This window comes from Ottowia thiooxydans DSM 14619 (assembly GCF_000422885.1).
Classification (GTDB): Bacteria; Pseudomonadota; Gammaproteobacteria; order Burkholderiales; family Burkholderiaceae_C; genus Ottowia; species Ottowia thiooxydans.
Genome location: NZ_KE383943.1, coordinates 137,964 through 161,153, shown reverse-complemented (window position 1 = coordinate 161,153; position 23,190 = coordinate 137,964). Strand labels below are relative to the sequence as shown.

Below are 23,190 nucleotides of genomic sequence, written 5' to 3'. Positions count from 1 at the left end.
CTGTTCCTCCTCTATTCTCTATTATTCTTAATCGTTGCCTGAAGATCGGCATGAATCCGGCGGGCATGGGGTGTGAGGTCGTCCAACTTTGGCGTTGAGAGCGCATCAACTCGCACTACCTGCAGTGAATCCACAGACGCACCGGGCACCGCAGTACTACGATTCGCGCCGCCCCTCAAAGCGAGCCCAAAATGCTGAAGCCATGCTAAAACAACGCGCAAGGGTGCGGTGATCCGCCAAGAGGCGCTTTGCCGCAGGGCATCGCGCTCGGCCTCCAGTACGCCAGCACGTTGCAATAATTGGTCCGCGGTGGAGCTCAGCTCATCGATACGTTTTTTTTGTTGATAGTTGGCATTCGCTGCTGCAGCTGCGGCACGCTGTTCTTGCTCCTGCAAGCGCGTCAGCTGTGTGTTGGCTTCTAGCAGGCGGTCTTGCAGTGCGGTGATGCGCCTCAGGGCATCAACCATTCCACCCGCCTGTGCTTCAGCGTTCGCGATACGCTGGTCCAGCGCACTCATTCTCCGTTGCAGCGTGCCATCGTACCGCCCTGAAAGCGCGTTCAGCTCGATGCCGTAATGTGTGGCAAACGCGGCGTCAAAGCCAGCCATGATTTCAGGAACACCCGCTTTTTGGGCTACCACGGCGTAGTCGGGGCTGACACCGCCGAGCACATCCATCAAGGAGATATCGTTTTGCTGGTGTAGTTCCTGCGACTCCTGCAGTCGTACGGTATGGACACGCGCGAAGCCATGATGCTCGGGTAGGAAAGCCAACAGCAAGGGAGGGATCGGCCGCAGGTGCGTGGGATCTAGATAAAAACTACTGGTGCCAACCACCAGATTTTCAGGATTCGGTGTCTCAAGAATAAGCAAACCACCCGGCTTTAACACCCGAAGCGAGTGCATCACAAGCGCTTGAAGTTGGTCGAACGAAATATGCTCGACGATGTGGAACCCGGACACAATGCACTGAGATTCGTCACCAAGGGATTCCAGGTGGGCAACGGCCTCGGCCAAGTTCACCGACAAGCCGAGTTCCGTGCAAGCGGCAAGCATCCCGGCGTCAAGATCGACGCCTTCGGCCTGAAAACCGGCGCCCTGCAGCAACTCAAGCCATTCGCCCCGACCACACCCAAGGTCCACGGCAGTCGTCGGTTGATAAATCGCCCGCAACGGCTCAATAAATGGCAGATAAGCTTCCTGGCGCTTGCGAATCAATTCGCGCGAGCCACGATACCGCTCTTCAAATGCACGATAAAAGTCGATTGAACTCATCTTTGGAACTCAACTTCCGGTGGAATCCAGCTCACGCCCACAAACGGAGCGCGGTTGAGGTTGATCACGTTGAACATCAGCACCAGATCGCTCCATTCAATGTTTCCACTCAGATGGGTTGGGCCCACATGCAGGGCGGTAGAAACGGAGTACGAACCCAGTCCCATGTTGGCGGGGAAGGCGAACGCCAGCCTCAGCAGTTCATCTTTCTTTAACTGCGTCATTTCCACTTTCAGGTGGTGCGTATTGGTGCCAAACACCGGCTGGCCCAGACGGTCTTTGATCATGTAGCCAAACACAAGCTCCGGCAGATCGGCGTGCAGGCGGATTTCAACTTGCAGGCGCACTGACTCGCCCACGTTGACGTACTCGACGGTTTCACCTTTTTCGTTGCACAGCTCTATGGATTCGACCCGGGCCTCGCCTGAACCTGATGTTGTCTGCACGCGGCCATCTTCACGCCGCTTGACTTCGACAGTAGCGTTCTCGCGCTCGGCAATGAGGGCGTTGTAGAAATCCATGATTTCTTCAGGTGGCCCATCTTTGATGACAAAGCCTCGTTCAAGCAAAATAGCTCGATCACACAAGCTTTGGATAGCGGTGCGGTCATGCGACACGATAAGCAAGGTCGTACCTTGTTCACGGAATTCTCGAATCTTGCCAAAGCTCTTGTGCTGAAAGTAGGCATCTCCCACGGACAACGCTTCATCCACAATGAGCAAATCTGGGCGCACAGCTGTGGCCACGCTAAACGCCAAGCGCATCTGCATTCCGCTGGAATACATACGCACCGGGCGGTCGATGTAGTTACCAATCTCTGCAAAAGCTTCTATTTCGCCCATACACGCAGTGATTTCTTCACTGCGTAGCCCCAGCAGTTGCCCCGCCATATACACGTTTTGCCGGCCAGTAAAATCCGGGTGAAAACCCATGCCCAGCTCTAACAATGCGGCCACCCGCCCTTGGGCAGTGACGCTCCCCGCCGTGGGCTGGGTGGTGCCGGTAATGATTTTCAACAAAGTGCTTTTGCCAGCGCCGTTGACTCCGATGATGCCCACGGCTTCGCCTGGTTGAATGGTGAAGTTGATGTCACGCAAAACCCAGGTTTTTTGGTGCTGTTCGCGGCCAGTGAACCACTCTAGTGCTCGCGCCCATTTGCCGGGATAGCGCTTGTAGGCTTTGCCGAGGTTGGATACGGTGAGTGCACCCATCAGAGTTCGTCCACCAGTTCGCCCACACGAGCCAGGAAGAAATATGCGCCAAGTGCCAAAAAGAAAATGCTGAGCACCAGCAAAGGCCAGAGCGCGCTGAAATGGGGCATGGTTTTATCAAGGAAAACCGTTTGATATGCAGTTATTAGCGGAATCAGCGGGTTGTACTGCAATACAGCGCGGGCCGACTCTGGTAAAGCCGTAAACGTGTACACCACCGGGGTAAGCCAGAACCAGAACTGCAAGACGATGCCCGTGAGCTGCCCAACGTCACGGAAAAATACATTGAGGGTACCCAGGAAAATCCCCAGCCCCAGCGCAAACAGGATTTGCAATGCGAGGAGGGGGATAACCGCCAGCAGCGCCCAGCCAGGCCAATGACCAATTACCGCCAAAAAGGCCAGGTACAGCGTAAAAATAATGGCGAAGTTCAGAAGTGCAGAGACCGTAACGATGGCCGGCAGGCAAATGCGTGGGAACTTGGCCTTTTTAATCAGGTTGCCATGCTCAAGAAACACATTGCTCAAGCGCGACAACATCTCCGAGAACAGGCCCCAGGTAATCACCCCTGCGCACAGAAAGATGCTGAACGCAAACGGCGTTTTTTCGTGACCGGCCAAAGTGGGCCGCATCAGCTGCCCAAAAATAACGGTATAGATGACGATCATGGTCAACGGGTTGGCCACTGACCAAAAGGCGCCCAGCAAAGATTCACGGTACTTGGCATGGAACTCGCGCAACACGCTGCTCCAGACGAAGTTACGATACAGCCACAGCGCCTTGAATATTTGAAGTCCAGGCAAGCTTTTAGCCCTTCACAGCGTCGGCTTTTGAGCTTCGGCCATAGGTGTCTTCGAACCGTACGATGTCATCTTCTCCCAGATAGCTACCCGATTGCACTTCGATGATTTCGAGTGGCACTTTCCCGGGATTAGCCAGCCGATGAACGTGTCCAATCGGAATGAAGGTGGATTCGTTTTCCGAAAGCAGCATGACTTTCTCGCCATTGGTGACCTCGGCGGTCCCTTTGACCACAATCCAGTGCTCAGCACGATGGTGGTGCATTTGAAGGCTCAGGCTCGCCCCAGGATTGACAACGATGCGTTTGACTTGAAAGCGCTCGCCGCGATCGATGGAGTCATACCACCCCCAGGGCCTATGCACTTTCCGGTGGGACTCCGCCAGTCCTTGCCCCCGTTTCTTGAGCTCGGCAACCACCGCTTTAACGTCTTGCGTCTGCGACTTCGCAGCCACCAGCACCGCATCAGGTGTTTCAACTACTACGACATCGTCCAGCCCCACGCCAACCACCAAGCGTCCGTTGGAGACCAATAGACTGTTACGGGAATCCATGCTGAGTGTTTCACCCAGGGCGGCGTTGCCTTGCAGATCATGGTCGAGTACTTGCCACAGGGCATCCCAAGCACCCACGTCTGACCAGCCAGCCTGCAAGGGAACCACCCGCGCAGAAATCCCGCTGGCATGGTCGGTTGGCAGGCGCTCCATCACCGCGTAATCGATTGAATCAGAGGGGCAGGCGGAAAAGACTTCTGGGTCCGGCCGAATGAAATCCATGTCTATCGTGGCGTTTTCCATGGCGCTGCGGCAGGCTACCAGGATGTCTGGTCGGAAACGCTCCATGGCAGCTATCCACACACTCGCACGCACGACGAACAAACCACTGTTCCAAAAATATCCGCCCTCTTGCAGATAGCGTTGAGCGGTTTGCGCATCAGGCTTTTCAGCAAAACTACGAATGGAGCGAATACCGCCTTCGTCTCCCTCAGCTTGTTGAATGTACCCATAGCCCGTCTCAGGGCGGTCAGCCACAACACCAAAAGTGACCATGGCGCCCTGCGCAGCCGCTGTCCAAGCTGTCTCCACGGCTTGGCAAAAAGCTGGCTCATCATCAATGACGTGGTCCGCAGGCATGACGATCAGTACGGGATCGTCTTCGGGGGTGTCTTTAGACCAGGCCGCGAGGGCTGCTAGTGTCAGGGCAGGCGCGGTGTTTCTCCCTTTGGGCTCGAGCACTATTCGAGGGTGGTCAATACCCACTTCAGCCAACTGCTGCGCAGTGAGAAACCGATGCTCGGCATTGCAAATGACAAAGGGACGACCCGATAACGGAACCGCGGCATTCACCCCCTTAACGCGAAGGGCTGTCTGCTGCAGCATCGTAGACTGACCTGCACCATGGAGCGCCAAAAACTGCTTGGGATAGGACTCACGCGACAAAGGCCAAAGGCGTGTGCCGCTACCACCGCATAGGATGACGGGAATCAGTTCAGGATGCTTCATATAAAGATTAACGATGTCCGCTCGCCCCCCGCGCAACGGACATGAAATGCATTTGGCTAGGCGGCGAGGAAAAACACTCCTCCTCGCTTCACTACATCGGGGATTTCAAAGCTCCCTCGGGCTTTTCGTTAAAGTACCTCTGATCAAAACTCCACCTCACTGAATTGACAGCGTCAGGGAGAAAAAGACCAGACAACACGGCACACCGGAACAGATCCGTACTTAACACGCTTTGATTCTATCCATCCGAATACACTCGCCTGCGCCATACACAGGTAAGAACTGGCAGATATCGACTCTTTACATCGTGTTTCATTCGGTCTGCCCAAGAACATTCCATTCCCCGAAAAAAGAGATCTTTTCTCTGTATTTCTTGGAAGCTGTCCTTTGTAGCGCATCCAACCGTGTCTCGTCACGATCCCTTATTCGCGTGGCTTTAATCCCAAAAACCGCCCGCGTGCAGTGTTCGGGCGAGCCCCTACTCCCAGAGCTTTTTTGCTCAACCAATCCCGGAGCAGGACACCAAAACTTCCAAAGTACGGAAGTACGCATACCATGGCACGGTACCATGCACTTTTGACCTAGAAAGTGGGTCCCAGTGACTATGCTTTCAACTTTGGAGTACTGATGGATAGAGCAGTCCCCCGGATGAGTAATTTGTTCCTTCAGCTCGGGCTGGATGAGAGCGACCAAGCCATAGCAGATTTCATCAAATCACACCAACTGAACAGCGACGTCGCCCTTGCAGATGCGCCCTATTGGAATGAGGCGCAGCGCCAGTTCCTTACCGAGCAAATCAAAGCGGATGCGGCCTGGACCACAGTGGTGGACCAATTGAACGAGTCGCTCCACGAAGACGCGGTGAAACGGCAAACTCAGTCGATCTAACGACCGCCTCAGAACGTGCTGACGAGCCCTTCCAGTTTGGCTCACCATTTGAGCGAAACACTCGGGCCATTGCCCCCGGCTGCCGATGCATTGAGTCGCCAAGCTCGCTGCATTGCTCTGGGTAGAGGCGAAGCTTTGATGCGCGCGGGCGATCTATGGGAAAACCTGTGGTGGATTGAGCGTGGCGTTCTGCGTCTGTTTTATCTGGACCGCGACGGCCACTCTGCCAACAAGAACTTCTATCTCGATGGCGCCCTGTTCTGGCCGGTGACGCCTGCGCTGGCCAGTGAGCCCATCGGGTTCTGGGTCGAGGCCGTGGAAGATAGCCTGGTCTGGGCATTACCCTGGACTCGCTGGCAGGGGGTTGTGCAAGATTTTGCGCGTTGGCAGACGTTCGAGCGCGGCGTGTTAGCTAATCTGTTGCAAGAAAAGATGCAGCGCGAGCAGCATTTCTTGCAGCGTACAGCGACCCAACGCTACCAAGATTTGAAACTTCAGCATCCCGACTGGGCCGAGCGTATCCCACTACGACAATTGGCCTCCTACCTGGGTGTTACTGACGTAGCGCTTTCACGCATCCGCCGTCGCCTGAACCAGGGTTAAGGCGGCACGCCATAGCGGCCCCTACATTGGGCGCCCATGAACGCCCTACTTTCGCGAAAATTCTCCCTGTTTCTGCAAGCCGCCACTGTTTTCGTCCTCGGGCTAATGGCCGGCTTCTTTGCCACTTATAGCGCCAATGTCAACCTTGCCACGCACGAGCTAGACGGTCCCACCTATGCGCTGATGCAATCAGCCCTCAACAGGAACGTTCGACACGCTCTATTTTTCTCCGCCTTTTTTGGCCCGTTGATTCTCGGCTCGCTCACCTTGCTGAGTGCCTGCAAGGAATGCAGGCGCAGGTGGTGGGGGCTTCATGCTGGCGTGGTGCTCGCGTATGCGCTGGGCATTGTGCTTTTCACCCGGGAAGTGAATCTGCCTTTGAACTATTTCATCGAATCCTGGGCCCCAGCCACGCTACCAATGGACTGGAATGAGACGCGTGATGCCTGGAACCGAGCCAATCTTGTGCGTGCCTTCCTGAGCACGATTCTGTTTGCCGTCAGCCTTGGCTTGTTAAGTTTGCGCCTGATTGACGAGCGGCGTGGATGACGCTCTTAGATCGTGCAGAACTCCAAGGAAATGCCAATGCTGCCGGTGGCGAAACTGAAAACCCTTAGGCAAAGCAAATTTTGTTGCAGTGCAATATATTGACAGGGTTTTCATCCCTTTAGAAGCACCTTCATGAGCCATCACGCCATCGCCCTTTTCACCGCGCGCCGCACCCAATACGCACTGGGAAAAAATCTGCCCCTGCCAGAAGCAGATGTGGACGCCCTCATTCGCCAAGCCATCCGTCTGGCGCCGTCGTCATTCAATTCCCAAAGTTCGCGCGCCGTCATACTTTTCGGTGCAGCCAGCGAGAAGCTCTGGAAAAACATTACCAAAGAAACGCTGCGCCCCATGGTGCCGGCAGATGCATTCGCATCCACCGACGCGAAAATGGATTCATTTGCAGCTGGTGCAGGCACGGTGCTGTTCTATGAAGATCAAGACACGCTCAAGGAACTCCAGCAAAAATTTCCGCTGTATGCCGATAACTTCCCGATCTTCTCCGAACACTCTGCTGGCATGGCGCAATTTGCCGTCTGGACCGCATTGGCAGAAGCCGGCATAGGAGCCAGCTTGCAGCACTACGCGCCGCTAATTGATGCGGAAGTGAGCCGCACCTGGGACATACCTGTTGCATGGAAACTGCGCGCACAGATGCCCTTCGGTTCTAACGAGAAACCATTCGCCGAGAAAACGTTCATCGCGGACGAAGCGCGATTCAAAACGATTCGCTGAGCGCCATCCCGGAAGGTCGTCGGGCTTGTAACCGACGACCTACAAGAACACGCATCACGCCAGCGCCATAACTACAAGCGGGTAACGCTAGCAACGTACCAGTCACTGCAACTGTTCTCGCAGGATGCGCCGAATCTCAAGGATTGCCAGCGGGTGTTCCTGCACGCTGTGCCCCGATGGCACCACGCGCTCTGATGCGGCGCCCGTCAGGTGCGCGCTGCCATAAGGCACGATGCCGTCGCTGGAATCCACCAGCGGCAACTTGGGGTCGGACTGGCCGATGATGGAGTGGTAGCGCACATGCGGGCCGATCGGTAGCTCGGCCGCGGCTCGCACAAACGGGTCTGTGTCGCGCAGGTTGTCGATGCTGTTCGGAATGCGCTGGAGCCCAGGCTCGTTGCCGTTTGGCCCGGGCCGGGTAAACATCGCGTTGATGTCGCCGAGGTACTCCAGCATGGCCAAGGGCAGGGTCAAGAAGTTTGCGAGGCGGCGCACCAGTTCATTGCCCGCGAACGGTGTGCCGCGATGTGGTGCGGCGATAAAGATCGCGCGCGTGACCTGGGACAGCGGCTCAAAGGCCAGATAGGGCGTCAGCCGCTGACGCACGCGCTCGGCGCGGCCCGATTCATCTGTGCCGTCCGGCAAAACCGGCAGCGTAGGCCACAAGTTGTCGCCGGCTGACGACACCATAAGGCGCGCCAACACGCCGCCCATGCTATGGCCCACCAGCACCATCTCTTGTGAGGCGCGCGCCTGTCCGCCAGGGTCGAAATGAGCCAGCGTCTGCAGCAACGCCTCACGAATGGTCTTCTGGTTCAGCGCGATCGGCGCATTGGTAGGGTAGTAAACCTGCCAGATCTGGTAGTTGCGACGCAGCAGTTCATCGCCCAGTACTTCGTTGGCCACGTTGATCCAGGCCTCTGGGCTACTGGCCAGACCATGCAGCATGACAATAGTGCGCCGATTCGGGTCGTAGGGCTGCATCATTTCGATGCGCGGCCGTACGATGCCGTCTGCCATGCCGAACAGGGTGCGCAGCGACTGCCTGGCAAATCCTGAGCGAGCCAGCCACAAACCGTAGCCTGCAGTGAAGTTGGCGGCCAGCGGCACCGTTTCGCCAGCCAGCGTCACCTGAGCGCTCCGGTATGGGTCATACAGCACCACCTTGGCTTGGCGTGTGGCCAGTACCTCAGCCAGCGTACGGCCCTCGAACGACAGCAACGCCGTAAAGACCGGAAACCGCATCTCATCGAACGGCTGCTCCGCGCTGACGCCCGACCCGGGCGGCGACATCACCGCTACCAGTTCGGAGCCGAAACCGTCGCGCCGGTAGGTATTTCGCAAACCTGTAAAACGCAATGAAGAGGCGGCAACCAGTTCCTCGGGCAAGTGAGTGACCTCGGTCAATTCGAAGTCGCCCGAATGTGCCTCGACGCGCCAGCCACCTGCGCCAATCGGCGCGCCGTTTATCAGTTCGGGGCTCGCTCTAAAGCTGGGGAACAGCCGGGTGACCGTTCGCTGCACAGCGTAGTTGTAATAGTCGCGCACCTGGGTTTGCCGGTCCTCGAAGGCACGTTGGCCTGGCCGGCGCGTGGTGTGGAACAGGTACGCGTAGGCATGCCGCGCGGTTTCCAGCCAGGCCTCCAGGGCGATGTCCTCCGGCACCTGCGCGGCATCGGCGGCCAACGCGGCCTCAATCCACAGTTCGGCCAAGGCCGAGAGCCGCTGTTCGTCGCTGAGCCCCGCCGAGGCGAGCAAGGTTTCGCGGCAGGCGACGGGTCGCTCGCGGCAATCCTCGATACCGACCACGCGCAGGCTTTCCTGCGCCGTCTCGCTCAGCCTGCCTGTGGTGAGCGCATCGCCGCGGCGCTCGGCGATGTACTTGACCGGCGAGACGGAAGTGACGGTCACGCCGGCACAGCCAGCGAGCAGCGCCACGGCAGCGAGAAACGCCAGTCCCGCCACACCGCGGCGCATCATGGGGTGGCCTCTATGCTTGGCACACCACGCCGGATAGCCTGCGAGAAGCGCGGGTCGGCATTGGCTGCCTGCGCGCGATCGGTGATACGGCCTGCGCTGCGCAGCGTGGACAGCGCATGGCCGGGGACCAGGGCACCTACGTCGTTCAGGTATTCGGGCAGATAACCAGAGGCCAGCAGTCGCCAGTCCAAGGGCAGGCCGCCGACGATAGTCTGCGCCATCTCATAGACGATGGTGGTGCAGTTGGCTGTAAGCGTGTCGTAGAAGCGCGGCTGGCGCGCCAGCGCGTCGGCCTCGGCGATGTAGGCCAGAAACAGCGATCGCATGGCTGCAGGCGGCATGGCCACGCGATACAGATAGAGATCTTCGCCCCGCACGTTGGTTCGCACTCGAAGGATATCGCGCTCGTCGGCGGCGATCAGACTAAGCTCGAACTGCTTAAAGAATCCGGCGATGGCCGAGAATGACTCTCCCCGTTCCTTGCGGATCTCGATGGAAAAGGCCACCTGCTCGGTACCGCCCTGCCCGTCGTCGAAACCGAACGAGACCAGCGTATGGGCTATAGCTGGACCCATCCAGTACGAAAGCGCGACGTCCACCGAACGCAGCCGATCCAGGTCATAGCGCCGACTTTCCCAGCGCGGCGTGTAATCGGTGTCACCACGCCAGTCGAAGTTCCGCACATTGCCCAGCGTAACTACGCTACCTGCCTGGCTGGCCTGAAGGTGGCGCGAAACATCATCAGTCCAGGCGCGGCTGTCCGAGGGCTCAATGCGCGCCCACCAGCCCAGCAACATGGCGAAAGCCACCCCATAAGCCAGCAGCGCCCGGCCAACGCCGCCACGCCACAGCAGCGCGATAGCGGCCAACGCGAAGGCGCCCCACAGCACGCAAGCAGCGAGCTTGCCGACCGGTGACCAAGGCAAACAGTAGTGCAGCGCAAGCACCACCCAGGCCGCGGTCAGCAGAACCAGCAAGGTCAGCAGGCATCGCCCCAGCGCTTTCGAAAATTTCATCATCAATGCAGATCATCGCAAAAATCGACGACTTTGGGTCGAACAAAGACCACCGGTGCGCGATGCGAGGGCTTTGGACTCCCGAAGATCCTCACGGCCGGGCCTCGGTTGAAATAAGTCAAGCTAGCTCGGCTTAGGTTTCCAAGCTGCCACACGTTTCTGAACCTCCGCTTTCTGTAGCGTCGAGAGTTTTGAGGCGATGTAGTCCTTGGCCTTGACCGCTTCAAGATTTCCTTTTCGAACAGCGAGAGATGTCCAGAAATAGGCCTCGTGGAGATTTCCTTCCTTGCCGTAAATCAGGCCAACAACACGCTGCGCCTGAGCGTCACCAAGCTCTGCAGCCATGAGATACCAACGCAGCGACTCTGCTTCGTCTCGCTCTACTGCTTCGCCATTGCTGTAAAGATAGCCAAGCCTGCGTTGTGCGGGTGTGTGGCCTTGAAGTGCCGCTTTCCTGTACCACACCAAAGCCTGCTTGCGGTCTTGGGCAATACCCCCTTCTCCCAGCATATGCGCGTCACCCGCAGCGAGTTGCGCTTGTGGATTGCCCTGATCAGCAGCTCTCAAAATCCGGTCAAGCGAGGGCCCATCCACCACCGTTGGAGCTTGGCTCCCGGTTGCATGCGCCACAAAGACAGGCATCAAAATGCCGCTTACTACAAACGCCAAAGTGGCAAATGATCTTCTAATTCGCATTGAGTGTTCAATCTCCAGATCAACGGACAGCAGCGCAACCCTCAGGAGCAAACCGCCACGCAACGATACCTCACCAAAAGGAGTCCGACAAAAAGCCCGCACGAGGCGGGCCGTTGAATTTGTCCTGAAGGACTTGTCGTTAGATCCAAGGAACTCCGTAGTGCTCGTTCACACGGCGTCCATAAGCTTCATCGTACTCCTGGGGAACCGCCCGTCCATAACGCGGAGCGCCTTCAAGTTGATCCTTGGTCAGCCCCACCACGTAGCCTCCAAGGCCAGTGTCGTACTTCAACGTTTCCCAAGGTAGGGGATATACATCGGTACCCATACCCAGGAATCCACCGAACTCCATAACCGCATAGCGCACCTTCCCCGAAAGTTTGTCAATTTGAAGGTTTTCAATGGAACCTAGCTTCTCTCCTTCGGGGTTGTAAACGTTCGTTCCTTGAACGCGATCTGAAGAAATAACGCTGGAAATTGTGTTGGGCATAGTCATGTGGCGCTCCTGTATAGCCTGGGTTGAAAGGGCAAATCCAAGGCTTGCTAAGCCTTGGGTTGCTCCATGCTTTCATGCTATCCAGCCCACCCCCCATCCGGGGTAGGCATCATCGTCACAACAACGTAGGACATGATCCAAGCGGGCGTGGCGACAATTTCCTTATCAAGCATCACCGCCCAGGGGATATATGCACCCTACCCTGCGCGAGCGACGCCTTAGCAGCAATTTGTGTTCCATCAGTGACGTCGCGCGGGATATGTCAGGGCACTACTTCATCGATGCATTCATGCGTAGAGTTACCAAGGCATAGTGAAGGTCTTGCAGTTGGTGAACGACTTCATCGCCTCCTGCACCCCTTCCTTGTAGCCGAGACCCGAATCCTTGATGCCGCCAAACGGTGTCAACTCGATCCGGTAACCGGGAACTTCCCACAGGTTAACTGTGCCAACATGAAGCTCCTTGGCAAATCGGGTCATATCGTCCAGACGATTGGTGCAGACGCCGGAAGACAACCCATACGCGGTGCCGTTGGAGATCCGGATTGCCTCGTCAATATCGCAGAAACTGATGATGGGAGACACGGGGCCAAAGGTCTCCTCACGCACCACAGTCATCTCCGGCCGCACGTTGTCCAGCACAGTGGGGGAATACAGAGCCCCCTCGCGCGCATTGCCCACCAGCAGGCGTGCGCCTTGGGCGATTGCCTCATTCACGACCGTCTCGAAGTGGCGCGCTGCCGCCGTATCGATCACCGTCCCCATCTCGTTAGTCTTGTCCATGGGGTTGCCATAGCGCCATGCCTGGGTCTTGGCCACGACGCGCTCGGTGAATTCGGTCACTACCTTCTCGTGCACCAGCAGGCGCTTGACCGCTGTACAGCGTTGGCCCGAGTTCTTGTACGAGCCCTGTACCGCCAAGTCGCTGGCCTTGTCCAGGTCAGCATCGTCCATCACAATGAGCGGGTCATTACCGCCTAGCTCCAGCACCATGCGCCGGTAGCCCGCCTTCGAAGCAATGTACTTGCCGATCGATACCCCACCCGTGAAGGTGACCAAGTCCACATGGTGGTGGGTCAGCAGCTCGTCAGCAATCTCCCGGGGATCACCAGTCACCACCTGCAGCATCTCCATGGGCAGGCCTGCCTCGTACAGCAGATCGGCAAAATAGTAGGCCGACAGAGGCACCTTCTCCGAAGGCTTGAGCACCATGCGGTTGTTAGTGGCCACGGCTGGCACCACCTTATGCGCTACCTGATTCATGGGGTGGTTAAAGGGCGTGATCGCCGTAATGACTCCGAGCAACGGCTCGCGCATGGTGATTACCTTGCGTTTCTTGCCGTGCGGAGTGAGGTCGCAGGAGAACACTTGACCATCGTCGCGCAAGGCCTCGTTGGCGCCGAAGTTCAGCACATCGGCCACTCGCCCGATCTCGTAGAGGCTGTCCTTCTTGCACAAGCCCGACTCCGCTGTGATGATATTCGACGCCTCTTCCGTACGTTCACGCAGCAACACAGCGGCCCGATTGAGAATGGCCGAGCGCTCGTAACGCGACAGCGTTGGAACATAAGCCTTGGCGATGTCTATCGCCCGACGCACATCCTCCACGCTGGCCATCCCCACTGTGCCCACCCGCTCTCCGCTGTAGGGGTTCATGACATCAATCGTGCGCGCGGTGCGCACCCTGGCACCGCCGATGCGCAATGCCTCCGCGCGGAAGTCCGCGCTTTCCATGATGCAACTCATGCTGCCTCCTTGAGTGATTCTTGCGTGGTTCCAATGAAGTTCTTGCCGCGTGCGCCTGTCAGTGCGTAGGCCACTAACTGGCGTGCCTGGTCGGCGCTCACCCCATAGTCCGCAAAACTCGTTCGCACACCCAGTTGCTCGATAAAACGCGCCAGCCGCCCGGGTGCGTCAGACAGCTCGCCTAGTGCGCGCTTCAGCACGGCGTCGCGCTCCTGACTCTGGCCGATGGCCCGCTCCAACACCATGGGCAGTGGAAAGCTGCAGGCGATGCCGTGCGGCAGGCCATAGCGCAGCGTCATCTCATAAGAGATTGAATGCGCCAAGGCAGTGCGCGTATTCGAGAACGCCATACCAGCTTTCAGAGCCGCCAGGGCCATGCGCCCACGAAGCGTTACGTCATCCAGGTGTTTCATGAGCTGCGGCAAAGCCTCAAGAATTTCATGCACTGCAGCCACGGCAAAGGTGTCGGACACGGGATTGGCGTTCACGTTCCAGATCGATTCCAGCGCGTGCGACAGCGCATCCAATCCGCTTTGTAGCGTGACCGATGCGGGCAACGACAACATGAGCTCGGGGTCGATCAGCGCTATGGTGGGCCAGGTCTGCGGCAGATGCAGCGAGTACTTTTTCTGCGCTTCGCGGTCCCACACTGTGGCCCAGGGTGTCACTTCGCTACCGGTTCCGGCGGTGGTGGGCACGGCAATCAGTGTCTTAGCATGTGGCGGCGTAAAAGCTGTGCCAGAGGCCAGCAACGTCACCAGTTCACTGAAGCGGCCGCTAGGCGTTGCCACCATAAGAGCCTTGGCGGTATCGATGGCGCTGCCACCGCCCACCGCAATGATCACGTCAGCCCCTGCACTGCCACCGGACCAGAAGGCGTTGTACAGCGCATCCAGCTCGGCCACGTCAGGATTGGGCCGCACATCGTCGATCACCCCAGTCAGTTGGTCGCCAAGCAGAGCTTCGATGCGTGCGGCCAAACCGAGCTCGCGGGCTTCAGGAAAGGTGACCAAAAGTGCCCGACGCCCCCCCATCAGATCTGGCAGAGACGACAGTGCCCCTGCCCCGTAGACGGTGCGTACGGGGTTGAAGTATTCATGTGTCATAACGACCTCTAAGCTGGGGAAGGAACGTGGTTCAGCGCAAGGTCGAACACGTCAAAATTGCGCAGGCGCCGACTAGGCTCAACGCCCTGCAGGGGGCGATTGAACAGCAGAGGCACCTTCTGCTCGGAGATACCGCCATGCGATCGCAGGGGCACAGTCAAGCCGCTCAGGTCGTGCCGGGCGGCACTGGTGCCCAGTACTGTGAGATGGTCCGAGACCACCACTAGATCGCCAATGCGGTCACCCGCCAGTTCAAAGCGCTGTGCAGCCTGCTCGCGAGTCAGAACCACCTCCACGCCGGGCAGGGCCTTCAGCGCACTACTCACGCCTTCCAGCGTGGCACCGGCATTCACGTAGATGGTCGCGAAGGAGCCGAGCGCACCATGGTGCACCACGTACGGATCTGTGATGGGAAGAATCACCCGCGTGCTGGCAGCACCTAGTTTTTCATCCAACTCCTGCTGCAGGTAGACGACGCGTGGGTTCCCCGCCGCATCAGTTTTTGGGCTCATGCCATGGTCGGCCGTGAGACCGATGACCGCGCCCAGCGCATCAAGCTTGGCGAGGTAACTGTCCATCATCGCGTAAAACGCATTCGCCTCCGGTGTACCGGGTGCACACTTGTGCTGCACATAGTCGGTGGTGGAGAGATAAATCAGATCAGGGCGTCGGGTCTCCAGCAGGCGCACCCCGGCTGCAAAAACGAACTCGCTGAGATCAGCGCTATACACCGAGGGCACAGGCTTGCCAACCAACTCCAGCACGTTGTCAATGCCGCACTCGGCCAGTGTGGCCTTGTCAGCCTTTTCGGCCGAAAAGCAGATGCCCTTGAGGCCATGGCCAAGCATGGTGCGCAACTTGTCCTTGGCCGTCACGGCGGCCACCAGCGCGCCGGCATCGGCAAAGGCAGCCAGCAGCGTGGGGGCGCGCAAGTACTCAGGGTCGTTCATCATGACCTCGCGGTCAGCAGCTACATCGTAGAAGTAGTTGCCGCAGATGCCATGCACCGAAGGGGGCACTCCGGTCACGATGGACACATTGTTCGGATTCGTAAAGCTGGGCACCACACAATCCCCGGTCAGCGAACTGCCCTGTGCCACCATACGTGCCAGATAGGGCGCGACTCCGGCCTGAATGGCTTGCGACACGTAGTCCGGCTCACAACCATCCACACAGACCACAACGACGGGTTGAACTGGCCAGGCGTAGTGCCGACCATTGGCCTGCACGGTATCAATAACGGCATTCATTTAACGGGCTCCTTTTTGAATCCAGGCACGCAGCCGGGTCGAGATGTAGTCGGCCACCATCACCATCGCGATGATCACTACGATGCAAGTAGCGGTGTCCTGGTACTGAAACAGCTTCATGCTGCCTACCAGTTCGAAACCGATGCCGCCCGCCCCAACCATGCCCAGCACGGTGGCTTGGCGCAGATTGGTCTCGAAGCGATAGAGAATTACAGCGATCCATGCGGTCACCACTTGGGGCAGCACTGCAAAAATGATGGTCTGAATGGGACCAGCCCCAGTGGAACGCAATGCCTCAATCGGCCCCTGGTCAATTTCTTCAATAGACTCAGCGAAGAATTTTCCAAGCATGCCCGCACCATGCACCGCCAGAGCCAGCACACCCGGAAACGGCCCCAGCCCCACGGCGGCCACAAACACCAACGCCAGGATGATCTCGTTGACGCCGCGCGTGAAGTTGAAAAGCTGCCGCGTGAGTTGGTAGACCACGACGTTGGGCGTAAGGTTGCGCGCTGCGAAGAAACATACTGGCACCGCCAGGATCACTGCTAGCAGGGTGCCCCACACGGCAATCTGCACAGTTTCAATCGCAGGGCCGATCAGCTTGTCCAGAAACGCCCAATTGGGTGGCAGCATGCGCCCCATGAAATCCCCGATCCACGGCAGGCCTTTACCCAGCTCACCGAAGCTCACTTGAGCGCCTTGCGCTGCCCACCACAACACACTGAGAAATAGCGCGCTGATGCCGATGCGCGGCCACCAGCCGAGCCCGCCGCTAGGTCGGGCCACTAAAAAGGTGTAAGAACCGACGTTCATGCTCCTGCCTCCTCAAGTTCCAATTGACGCAGCGCCGGCGCAGCGGCGCTGACCGACGAGACAGCTGTGACGCGGCTCCGGTCTTCGCCCTCGTCAAGTCCGGGGTAGATTCGTCGCAGCACCTCGTCCGTGAGACCCTCTGGCCCACCGTCATAGACGATGCGCCCGCCTGATACACCCACAATGCGCTCGCCGAACTCGCGCGCGTAATCGATTTGGTGCAGGTTGCAAACCACGGTGATACCCAACTCGCGACTGGCCTGCTTGAGGTAGTTCAACACCGTGCGCGAGGTCTTCGGGTCCAGGCTGGCGACGGGCTCGTCGGCGAGAATGACCTTAGGCTGCTGCGCCAGCGCGCGGGCAATGCCCACCCGCTGCTTCTGCCCACCCGAGAGGGTGTCAGTGCGCAGCTCGGCCTTTTCCTGCAACTCCACGCGTCGCAGGCATTCGAGCGCGATGGCTACGTCCTTGCGCGGGAACCACTGGAACCACGACAACACCGCAGGCACAGCGCCCATGCGGCCCGTCAACACGTTCTTCTGCACCGACAGGCGCGGCACCACGTTGTAGTGCTGGAAAATCATCGCCACCTGACGGCGCAGCGCGCGCAGGCTCCTGCCGCCTCGCTCTACTCGCTGGCCGTCGATGTGGATCTCACCGCTCGTGGGTTCAGTCAGGCGGTTGACGCAACGCAGCAGAGTCGACTTTCCGGCACCCGAGGGGCCCAGGACGACCAGGAACTCTCCGGGGGCCACGTCCAGATCGATGCCTTTCAGCGCATCGAAGTCCCCATAGCGCTTGTTCAGACCACGGATCTTGATCATTTCATGGCCTTCAAATCGAGGTTAAGTATCTTGGCCGTCTCGCGAATGATGTCGTAGGCCTTGTCGTTGGTAGGGTGGAAGCCGTTGAGCATTCCCTGATCCGACCAAGGGATGTCTTTCACATCCAGGAAGGCGGCTTGCACCCGCTTCTTGAGCACCGGATCAAGGTCCCTTCGCCACACAGTGGGTGACTCGGGAATTGGGTCCGACTTCCAGACAACCACCAAGTCTTCGCGCTTGGCCAGACCCTTGGCGATAGCAGCGTCGAGAATGCGGTCGGCAATCGCCACGGCGTCTATCTTCTTGTTCTGAACTGCCACGGCGTTTGAGTCGTGCGAGCCCGAGAAGATGACCCGGCCAAAGTCCTTTTCTGTGTTGAACCCGTCCTTCATGAGGCCAGCTTTGGGAAACAAGTGGCCCGAGGTGGAGGTAGGGTCTACAAAGGCGAAGGTCTTGCCCTTGAGGTCGGCCACGGTCTTGATCCCGCTGTCTTTACGGGCTATGACTAGCGAATGGTAGAAAGCCCGACCGGCCTTCTTGGTCTCGGCTACGGCGAAGGCCTCAATGGGAGCCACGGTCGTTCCCATCACATACGAGAACGGGCCCAGGTAGGCCACATCGAGCCGCTTGGAACGCAGGGCCTCAATCACACCGTTGTAGTCCGCGGCCACGAATGGTTTGACGGGCATGCCCAGCGATTTGGACAGCATATCCATCATGGCCTGGCTGTTGGAGATCATGGCTCGCGAGTCCTCTGAAGGAATCAGGCCCACGTTCAGGACGTTGGCCGTCTGAGCGGCGGCGCCCAGACTCAAAAGGGGTGGAGCCAGCAACATCGATGTGCCAGCCAGCACAGATCGGCGCGTGAATTTCATGGGAGTCTCCTATGGGTTGAATGTGAACCTCTTTTGTGCGTATGCCGCGCTAGGCTCGACGCATGCCGCTACTGTCGGCGCTACAGCACTATCTGGCAAATTCAATTTTTTTCACCATTTCATTCATTTAACCTATAGTTCACCCGGGATAACACGGAGGCAAATGTCATGCGTTTGACACAGTTACGGTCCTTCCATGCCGTGGCGACAGAAGGCAGCTTCACGCGGGCCGCGCAATCTCTTCATGTGAGCCAACCCACGGTGACTACACAGGTCCGGCAGCTGGAGGAGCTGTATAAGGTGGAGCTTTTCCATCGCACTGGGCGGCGCATACGGCCCACGGAAATTGGCGAACGCCTGTTGCAGCTGTCTCGGCAGATGTTTGGGTTGGAGCTGGAGGCTGTGCAGGTATTACGGGACGCCGGGGAATTGCGCTCAGGGCATCTGCGCGTGGCTGCGGTAGGTCCCTCGCATGTCACCAAGATGCTGGCGGCCTTTAACCACCACTACCCGGCCATCAACATCTCGGTGAGCACCGGCAACTCCGAGGATGTGTTGACCCGCCTGCTCGATTATTCAGCTGACGTCGGCGTGCTCGCGCAAGTGCTTAAAGACAAGCGCTTTGTTTCAGTACCCTACAGCGAGCACCCTATCGTGATCTTCTGTAATGCAGAACACCGATTTGCGCGTCGGCGCAGCATTCGCACTGTGGAGCTTCAGGGTGAAAAACTCATCCTTCGCGAGCAGGGCTCCACCACACGCAAGGCTATCGAGTTGGCCCTGAAGGGAGCAGGCGTTCAACCGACCGTGGTGATGGAAGTCGCCAGTAGAGAGATCATCCGCGAAGCTGTCGTACAGGGCTTGGGGATTGCAGCAGTGTCTGAAGTCGAATACGTGCCTGGCGCGGGCTTGCACGCTGTCCGCATCAATGACGTTCAAATTAAAACCTACGCGCACGTAGTCTGCTTGGCCGAACGTCGCGACATGCGATTGATCCGTGCTTTTTTTGAAATTATTGGGAGCGGCTCCTAGGCCTGCGGCGGACGGCAGCAGAGCGAGGCCAGTTAAACGTAGATACGTGAGTTAGGCTTCTCACCGACCAGAATGTCGTCCGCGGCGGCGCCAGCGTTAGGTAGTTGGGGACTCGGCCTATTAGCTGCTATGACTGGCTTTTTGGGCCTTCGTGCGTGTCTAAAAAATTAAATAGCGCAGTGTCGTGGGCAGCCGCAGCGCGAAATACAGCGCAAGGCCAACAGGCGAAGCCCACCAAGAAACCCAGCACCCAGCGGAGGACCGTTTGAAAGGGAACGGGGATACGAGCGCAACATCAAAAATTCGCTATCAATGAGCATTTATTAGATGCCGCAAAAAAATCTCGAATTCGATAAATATTTAAAAATTAATTTCGAAATATTCATTAATCTTTTTCGAATTAATTAACGCAATAAAATATATTCCATCTTTTGAAATTAAATCAATTAACTCTTCATTCAATGGAATGTCTTGATGGCCAGCATCTAAATTCGAAGAATTTACTAGCCAGTGGCCTTTGATTTTTGCGTTTTTTAATATTTCCGACGTATTTAGATCATCTAGATTTCTACTGGCCAATACTAACGTGTAGGCCCCTGATTTTTCGACCGTCGTCTTAATCGATTTTTTTCCATCGCTGGCAAATGAAAAATGCAATCGCAGAACGTCATCTTTCTCAAGCATACGAGGTTCCACAAGCTCAAATCCTCCCGGGGCGGTAGCTATAGTTCGCCATCCATACTTCTGAATTGATGACCTGACTATCCCTCCGAATGGCTCTCCAGCAGAAGCCACATGCCTTACAGAATATAGATCCAGTATTGTGTTCTTAAGGTACTGATTTTTCATGACAACTGACGATTCATCAAATGGTATACCACACGAACGCAGTCCTGTATGGTAATTAAAATGCGGGTAACTTGGAAATAAGTTGCAAAATATATCCATCCTGTTTTTGAATATCGAACTTTCAAGCATATATCGATAGTCAGGTATTAGCCCTGGATTGCTCGAATAACTCAATATCATGGCAGACTGTGTCGATCCAATTGGGTATTGAAATTCCGGTGGATTGATTATTAGCCCTGGATTGGAATTTGTATTGCTGTGCACGGATTTATAAAATTCCGCCTCTTGCACTGTGCCTATTGTGTAGTTTTGATATATTCTCTTCCAGTTAAATACATCATACGCGTTGGCTCCGATCATTATGATCAGCCAAATAGCCAATAAAGCTCTCACAACCACATGAGATTTTATAAAAATACACCAACCAAGTGCAATAGAAAGCGGGAATATGAGATGAATGGCAAACCTGTACGGATGGTTGCCCCATCCCCAGGACGCATTGAAGCTTAGCAATAGAGTGGCAAAAAAAACCGCAAACAGCCAATTTGATATATTCGAATCTTTTTTTACAAAAACCAAAACCATCAAAGCAACTACATATAGACAATAGAACTTCAGCAATTCAATTGGGCCAATTTCGGAGCCCGTTGCCGCATCTATTGGCAATTGATGCCTATGGCTTATTAAATACCATATAAATGGGAGCGCCACAATCATTGACGTGGCATAGGTGACGAAATAGAATTTCCACTTCTTCTCAATCAATGCATTTGCAATAGTGAACCCGATGCCCAGCATCAACGCATTTCCCAAGCTCATTCGCGAATTATTAATGAAAAATGTGATTAAAATGGCAGCCGTATAAAATACAAAAATGCATATTTTTCTATTTTTTGATTTTTCATTTTTTACGACTTCAAAAATCGAGTAAAAAACATGAATGAAAAAAATATTTATGAATGTCAATGTGTGGACGTGAAATAACAATCCAAGCACGGCGCCACTAGCGAGCATCCAGGAATATTTATTGGTTTCTCTGGCTTTATATAAAGTGCATATCGCAGGTATAAAAAGCACCCAGCCAAGACTTTGCCCCGTAGCCAGCCCTAGCGCATGGAACGGAACATGAAGCAATGCGTCAATACCTGCCCATTCTCGACTCGCCAATGCATATGGATAGGAGTTAGATCCAAGCAAAGCCACTAATGTTATTACTAACGATAAGGCCTTGTTATTAAATACCGAGTTTAAAGATAGAAATCCTAAAACAATAAATGAGAATGACAACAAGGGCGCATAAATTGTTGCCTGCACTGTTGCCGCAGGTCCTGAGAAAAGCTTTGCCAATCCATTTATTATCAAATCAGATGCAAAATTATAAAATACCTGAATTTGACCGGAAAATGCATCTGTTAGATAGTGGTACGGCGCATAAAAGAACCATTTCCCATATGTAGATAAACTTATACCCTCTTGATGACTCGAAGTGATCGGCCACAACAGCCCATTTTTAGACAACTCCGTCAGGGCGGGTTTGTGCAACGCATAAGAAATGATTGCCGCGAAAGCAAACAACAATAAAGATGAAGTAACGAGTGATTTTTTTGTCGTAGCATTATTAGATTTATATAAATTTAATACTTCTCGGATTAATACGAGTTACTGTTGAAACTCAGCGCTGCGGGAGGCAGCCGGCTGGAGCGACGGGTTAGTCAACACCCGCGCGTGCAATCAGAGAACCCAGATACCTACCGAGATCTGTTCCTGGGCGATAGCTTTCGGCAAGAGGATCGGGTCGCCGACGCGTAGTGTTGGCCACCGGCATCTGCTGATGGAGCAGGGACAAGAATGGAACCGAAGCCGGTGATCTGAAATGCATCTTCAGCGATGAATAAGAGCGTCGGCTCCATGTTGGCACGCCCGTGAGCGGTAGCAGACCGAGGCGGGTAAAACGTAGATTCGTGATGCGCCATAAGTGCCTCGGTGCTGCTGGCGAGCGATGCGGGATTTGCCTCATAGGGGCCGATTTGTTGTCCACTCGGAGCGAAGCAATGAAAAGCAGCGGACATCGTGAAACTGCCCTTTCCAGAAACCGGACTCGCGAAGAACGCCTTCTTCTTGGAAGCCCACCCGCTTGAGTGTGGCAATCGAACGCGAGCTATCCAAGTCTGTGGTGGCTTGAATGCGATTCAACCCATACTGGGAAAAGCCATAGTTCAAAATAGCGCGCAACGCTTCGACCATAATTCCTTTTCTCCATTGCACAGGAGAAAGGTCGTAGCCCAAGAGCGCAGACGAATAGGCTTCAATTTTCCCGAAAAAGCCGGCAGTCCCAACTAGCGTTCCGGACTCACGTAACGCAATACCCCAGCGAACGCCCCGCTTGCTTTCAAAAAGCCTGTGATGAAGATCGATAATTTCTTCGGCTTGCACTCTGTTCTGAAGTGCCTCGATGTCATAGAACTCAACAACGGCAGGATCTGAAAACATGCGGAACAGACTGTCCACATCAGCCAAGCTCGTTTGACGCAGGATCAATCGATCCGTTGTTAGTGTGGGAAAGGGCATTTTTGGAGGGCCACCTTTTGGTCGACGGCCGAAGTCTAGCCCATTGCTCCAACGCACATGCCCGTCAAGATGGGATGCTCGGCCGCATGCTGTAGTACTCCGAAATGCGGGATATTCCCGCAATTACTTGTCCAGTAGGCATGTTGCGAGAGCTTCTAGAGACCTGGAAATGCCCACGAAGCGGAGTTCATCGATGAGGTGACAAAACCCCCGCCCATAGAAAAAGCCTCCTAAGTCATTGACCTAGAAGGCTTTTATACCAATGGTTAGTTGGTAGGCGCGATTGGACTCGAACCAACGACCCCCACCATGTCAAGGTGGTGCTCTAACCAGCTGAGCTACGCGCCTGAAAGATTCGAAGCCATCGAGTATAGCA

Annotated in this window: 21 protein-coding genes and 1 tRNA gene; 5 read left to right on the top strand and 17 right to left on the bottom strand. The window is 56.0% G+C overall.

Annotation, left to right across the window (positions count from 1 at the left end; translation table 11 throughout):
• Nucleotides 1–11 precede the first annotated feature (11 nt).
• The 4 genes from G518_RS39640 to G518_RS0129980 are packed head-to-tail and all read right to left on the bottom strand — an operon-like array spanning nucleotide 12 to nucleotide 4,786.
• Nucleotides 12–1,274, bottom strand: coding sequence for a class I SAM-dependent methyltransferase (locus G518_RS39640; RefSeq protein ID WP_084652398.1), 1,263 nt, complete (start codon nucleotides 1,272–1,274; stop codon nucleotides 12–14).
• Entirely contained in the window at nucleotides 1,271–2,485 is a 1,215-nt protein-coding gene (locus G518_RS0129990; protein ID WP_028605620.1) for an ABC transporter ATP-binding protein, read from the bottom strand. The genes G518_RS39640 and G518_RS0129990 overlap by 4 nt, the downstream gene beginning before the upstream one ends.
• Complete coding sequence (locus G518_RS0129985) at nucleotides 2,485–3,288, bottom strand: ABC transporter permease (RefSeq protein ID WP_028605619.1); 804 nt, start codon at nucleotides 3,286–3,288, stop codon at nucleotides 2,485–2,487. Before G518_RS0129985 ends, G518_RS0129990 begins: the two co-directional genes overlap by 1 nt.
• A 4-nt stretch (nucleotides 3,289–3,292) precedes the next feature.
• Nucleotides 3,293–4,786, bottom strand: coding sequence for a mannose-1-phosphate guanylyltransferase/mannose-6-phosphate isomerase (locus G518_RS0129980; RefSeq protein ID WP_028605618.1), 1,494 nt, complete (start codon nucleotides 4,784–4,786; stop codon nucleotides 3,293–3,295).
• Between the two features lie 627 nt (nucleotides 4,787–5,413).
• On the opposite strand from G518_RS0129980, the gene G518_RS0129975 reads away from it, so the two are divergent.
• The 4 genes from G518_RS0129975 to G518_RS0129960 all read left to right on the top strand — a co-directional run bounded on the left by G518_RS0129975 (nucleotide 5,414) and on the right by G518_RS0129960 (nucleotide 7,561).
• Nucleotides 5,414–5,674 (top strand): DUF2789 domain-containing protein, encoded by a 261-nt coding sequence (locus tag G518_RS0129975; RefSeq protein ID WP_028605617.1) that lies wholly within the window; start codon nucleotides 5,414–5,416, stop codon nucleotides 5,672–5,674.
• Between the two features lie 48 nt (nucleotides 5,675–5,722).
• Complete coding sequence (locus tag G518_RS37655; protein WP_156909605.1) at nucleotides 5,723–6,277, top strand: Crp/Fnr family transcriptional regulator; 555 nt, start codon at nucleotides 5,723–5,725, stop codon at nucleotides 6,275–6,277.
• 36 nt (nucleotides 6,278–6,313) lie between these two features.
• On the top strand, nucleotides 6,314–6,826 hold the full coding sequence (locus G518_RS0129965; RefSeq protein ID WP_051237559.1) for an anthrone oxygenase family protein: 513 nt from the start codon (nucleotides 6,314–6,316) through the stop codon (nucleotides 6,824–6,826).
• Nucleotides 6,827–6,958: 132 nt separating this feature from the next.
• Nucleotides 6,959–7,561: a nitroreductase family protein gene (locus G518_RS0129960; protein ID WP_028605615.1), complete on the top strand. Its 603-nt coding sequence runs from the start codon at nucleotides 6,959–6,961 to the stop codon at nucleotides 7,559–7,561.
• A gap of 102 nt (nucleotides 7,562–7,663) precedes the next feature.
• On the opposite strand, the gene G518_RS0129955 is transcribed toward G518_RS0129960, so the two are convergent.
• The 10 genes from G518_RS0129955 to phnD all read right to left on the bottom strand — a co-directional run bounded on the left by G518_RS0129955 (nucleotide 7,664) and on the right by phnD (nucleotide 18,365).
• Nucleotides 7,664–9,541, bottom strand: coding sequence for an esterase/lipase family protein (locus G518_RS0129955; RefSeq protein WP_342663793.1), 1,878 nt, complete (start codon nucleotides 9,539–9,541; stop codon nucleotides 7,664–7,666).
• On the bottom strand, nucleotides 9,538–10,557 hold the full coding sequence (locus tag G518_RS0129950) for an Lnb N-terminal periplasmic domain-containing protein (protein WP_342663792.1): 1,020 nt from the start codon (nucleotides 10,555–10,557) through the stop codon (nucleotides 9,538–9,540). Before G518_RS0129950 ends, G518_RS0129955 begins: the two co-directional genes overlap by 4 nt.
• 123 nt (nucleotides 10,558–10,680) lie before the next feature.
• Nucleotides 10,681–11,253: a tetratricopeptide repeat protein gene (locus G518_RS37650; protein WP_051237558.1), complete on the bottom strand. Its 573-nt coding sequence runs from the start codon at nucleotides 11,251–11,253 to the stop codon at nucleotides 10,681–10,683.
• A gap of 139 nt (nucleotides 11,254–11,392) precedes the next feature.
• Complete coding sequence (locus tag G518_RS0129940; protein WP_028605612.1) at nucleotides 11,393–11,749, bottom strand: PRC-barrel domain-containing protein; 357 nt, start codon at nucleotides 11,747–11,749, stop codon at nucleotides 11,393–11,395.
• A 299-nt stretch (nucleotides 11,750–12,048) separates the two neighbouring features.
• Complete coding sequence (phnY, locus tag G518_RS0129935; RefSeq protein WP_028605611.1) at nucleotides 12,049–13,494, bottom strand: phosphonoacetaldehyde dehydrogenase; 1,446 nt, start codon at nucleotides 13,492–13,494, stop codon at nucleotides 12,049–12,051.
• Complete coding sequence (gene psrA / locus G518_RS0129930; RefSeq protein ID WP_028605610.1) at nucleotides 13,491–14,600, bottom strand: iron-containing alcohol dehydrogenase PsrA; 1,110 nt, start codon at nucleotides 14,598–14,600, stop codon at nucleotides 13,491–13,493. Before psrA ends, phnY begins: the two co-directional genes overlap by 4 nt.
• 8 nt (nucleotides 14,601–14,608) lie before the next feature.
• Nucleotides 14,609–15,850 (bottom strand): phosphonoacetate hydrolase, encoded by a 1,242-nt coding sequence (gene phnA, locus G518_RS0129925; protein ID WP_028605609.1) that lies wholly within the window; start codon nucleotides 15,848–15,850, stop codon nucleotides 14,609–14,611.
• Nucleotides 15,851–16,666: a phosphonate ABC transporter, permease protein PhnE gene (gene phnE / locus G518_RS0129920; protein ID WP_028605608.1), complete on the bottom strand. Its 816-nt coding sequence runs from the start codon at nucleotides 16,664–16,666 to the stop codon at nucleotides 15,851–15,853. It lies immediately after the preceding gene.
• Nucleotides 16,663–17,490, bottom strand: a complete 828-nt coding sequence (gene phnC / locus G518_RS0129915; protein WP_028605607.1) for a phosphonate ABC transporter ATP-binding protein — start codon at nucleotides 17,488–17,490, stop codon at nucleotides 16,663–16,665. Before phnC ends, phnE begins: the two co-directional genes overlap by 4 nt.
• Nucleotides 17,487–18,365, bottom strand: a complete 879-nt coding sequence (phnD, locus tag G518_RS0129910) for a phosphonate ABC transporter substrate-binding protein (RefSeq protein WP_028605606.1) — start codon at nucleotides 18,363–18,365, stop codon at nucleotides 17,487–17,489. The genes phnC and phnD overlap by 4 nt, the downstream gene beginning before the upstream one ends.
• Before the next feature lie 168 nt (nucleotides 18,366–18,533).
• Between phnD and G518_RS0129905 the strand changes: the two genes are divergently transcribed.
• Entirely contained in the window at nucleotides 18,534–19,397 is an 864-nt protein-coding gene (locus G518_RS0129905; protein WP_028605605.1) for a LysR substrate-binding domain-containing protein, read from the top strand.
• 360 nt (nucleotides 19,398–19,757) lie between these two features.
• On the opposite strand, the gene G518_RS0129900 is transcribed toward G518_RS0129905, so the two are convergent.
• The 3 genes from G518_RS0129900 to G518_RS0129890 all read right to left on the bottom strand — a co-directional run bounded on the left by G518_RS0129900 (nucleotide 19,758) and on the right by G518_RS0129890 (nucleotide 23,162).
• Nucleotides 19,758–21,824 carry a hypothetical protein gene (locus G518_RS0129900; RefSeq protein WP_156909604.1) on the bottom strand — a complete coding sequence of 689 codons (2,067 nt, stop codon included), beginning with the start codon at nucleotides 21,822–21,824 and terminating at the stop codon, nucleotides 19,758–19,760.
• A 435-nt stretch (nucleotides 21,825–22,259) separates the two neighbouring features.
• Nucleotides 22,260–22,814 carry a GNAT family N-acetyltransferase gene (locus tag G518_RS0129895; RefSeq protein ID WP_028605603.1) on the bottom strand — a complete coding sequence of 185 codons (555 nt, stop codon included), beginning with the start codon at nucleotides 22,812–22,814 and terminating at the stop codon, nucleotides 22,260–22,262.
• A 271-nt stretch (nucleotides 22,815–23,085) separates the two neighbouring features.
• A tRNA-Val gene (locus tag G518_RS0129890) sits at nucleotides 23,086–23,162 on the bottom strand.
• Nucleotides 23,163–23,190 lie beyond the last annotated feature (28 nt).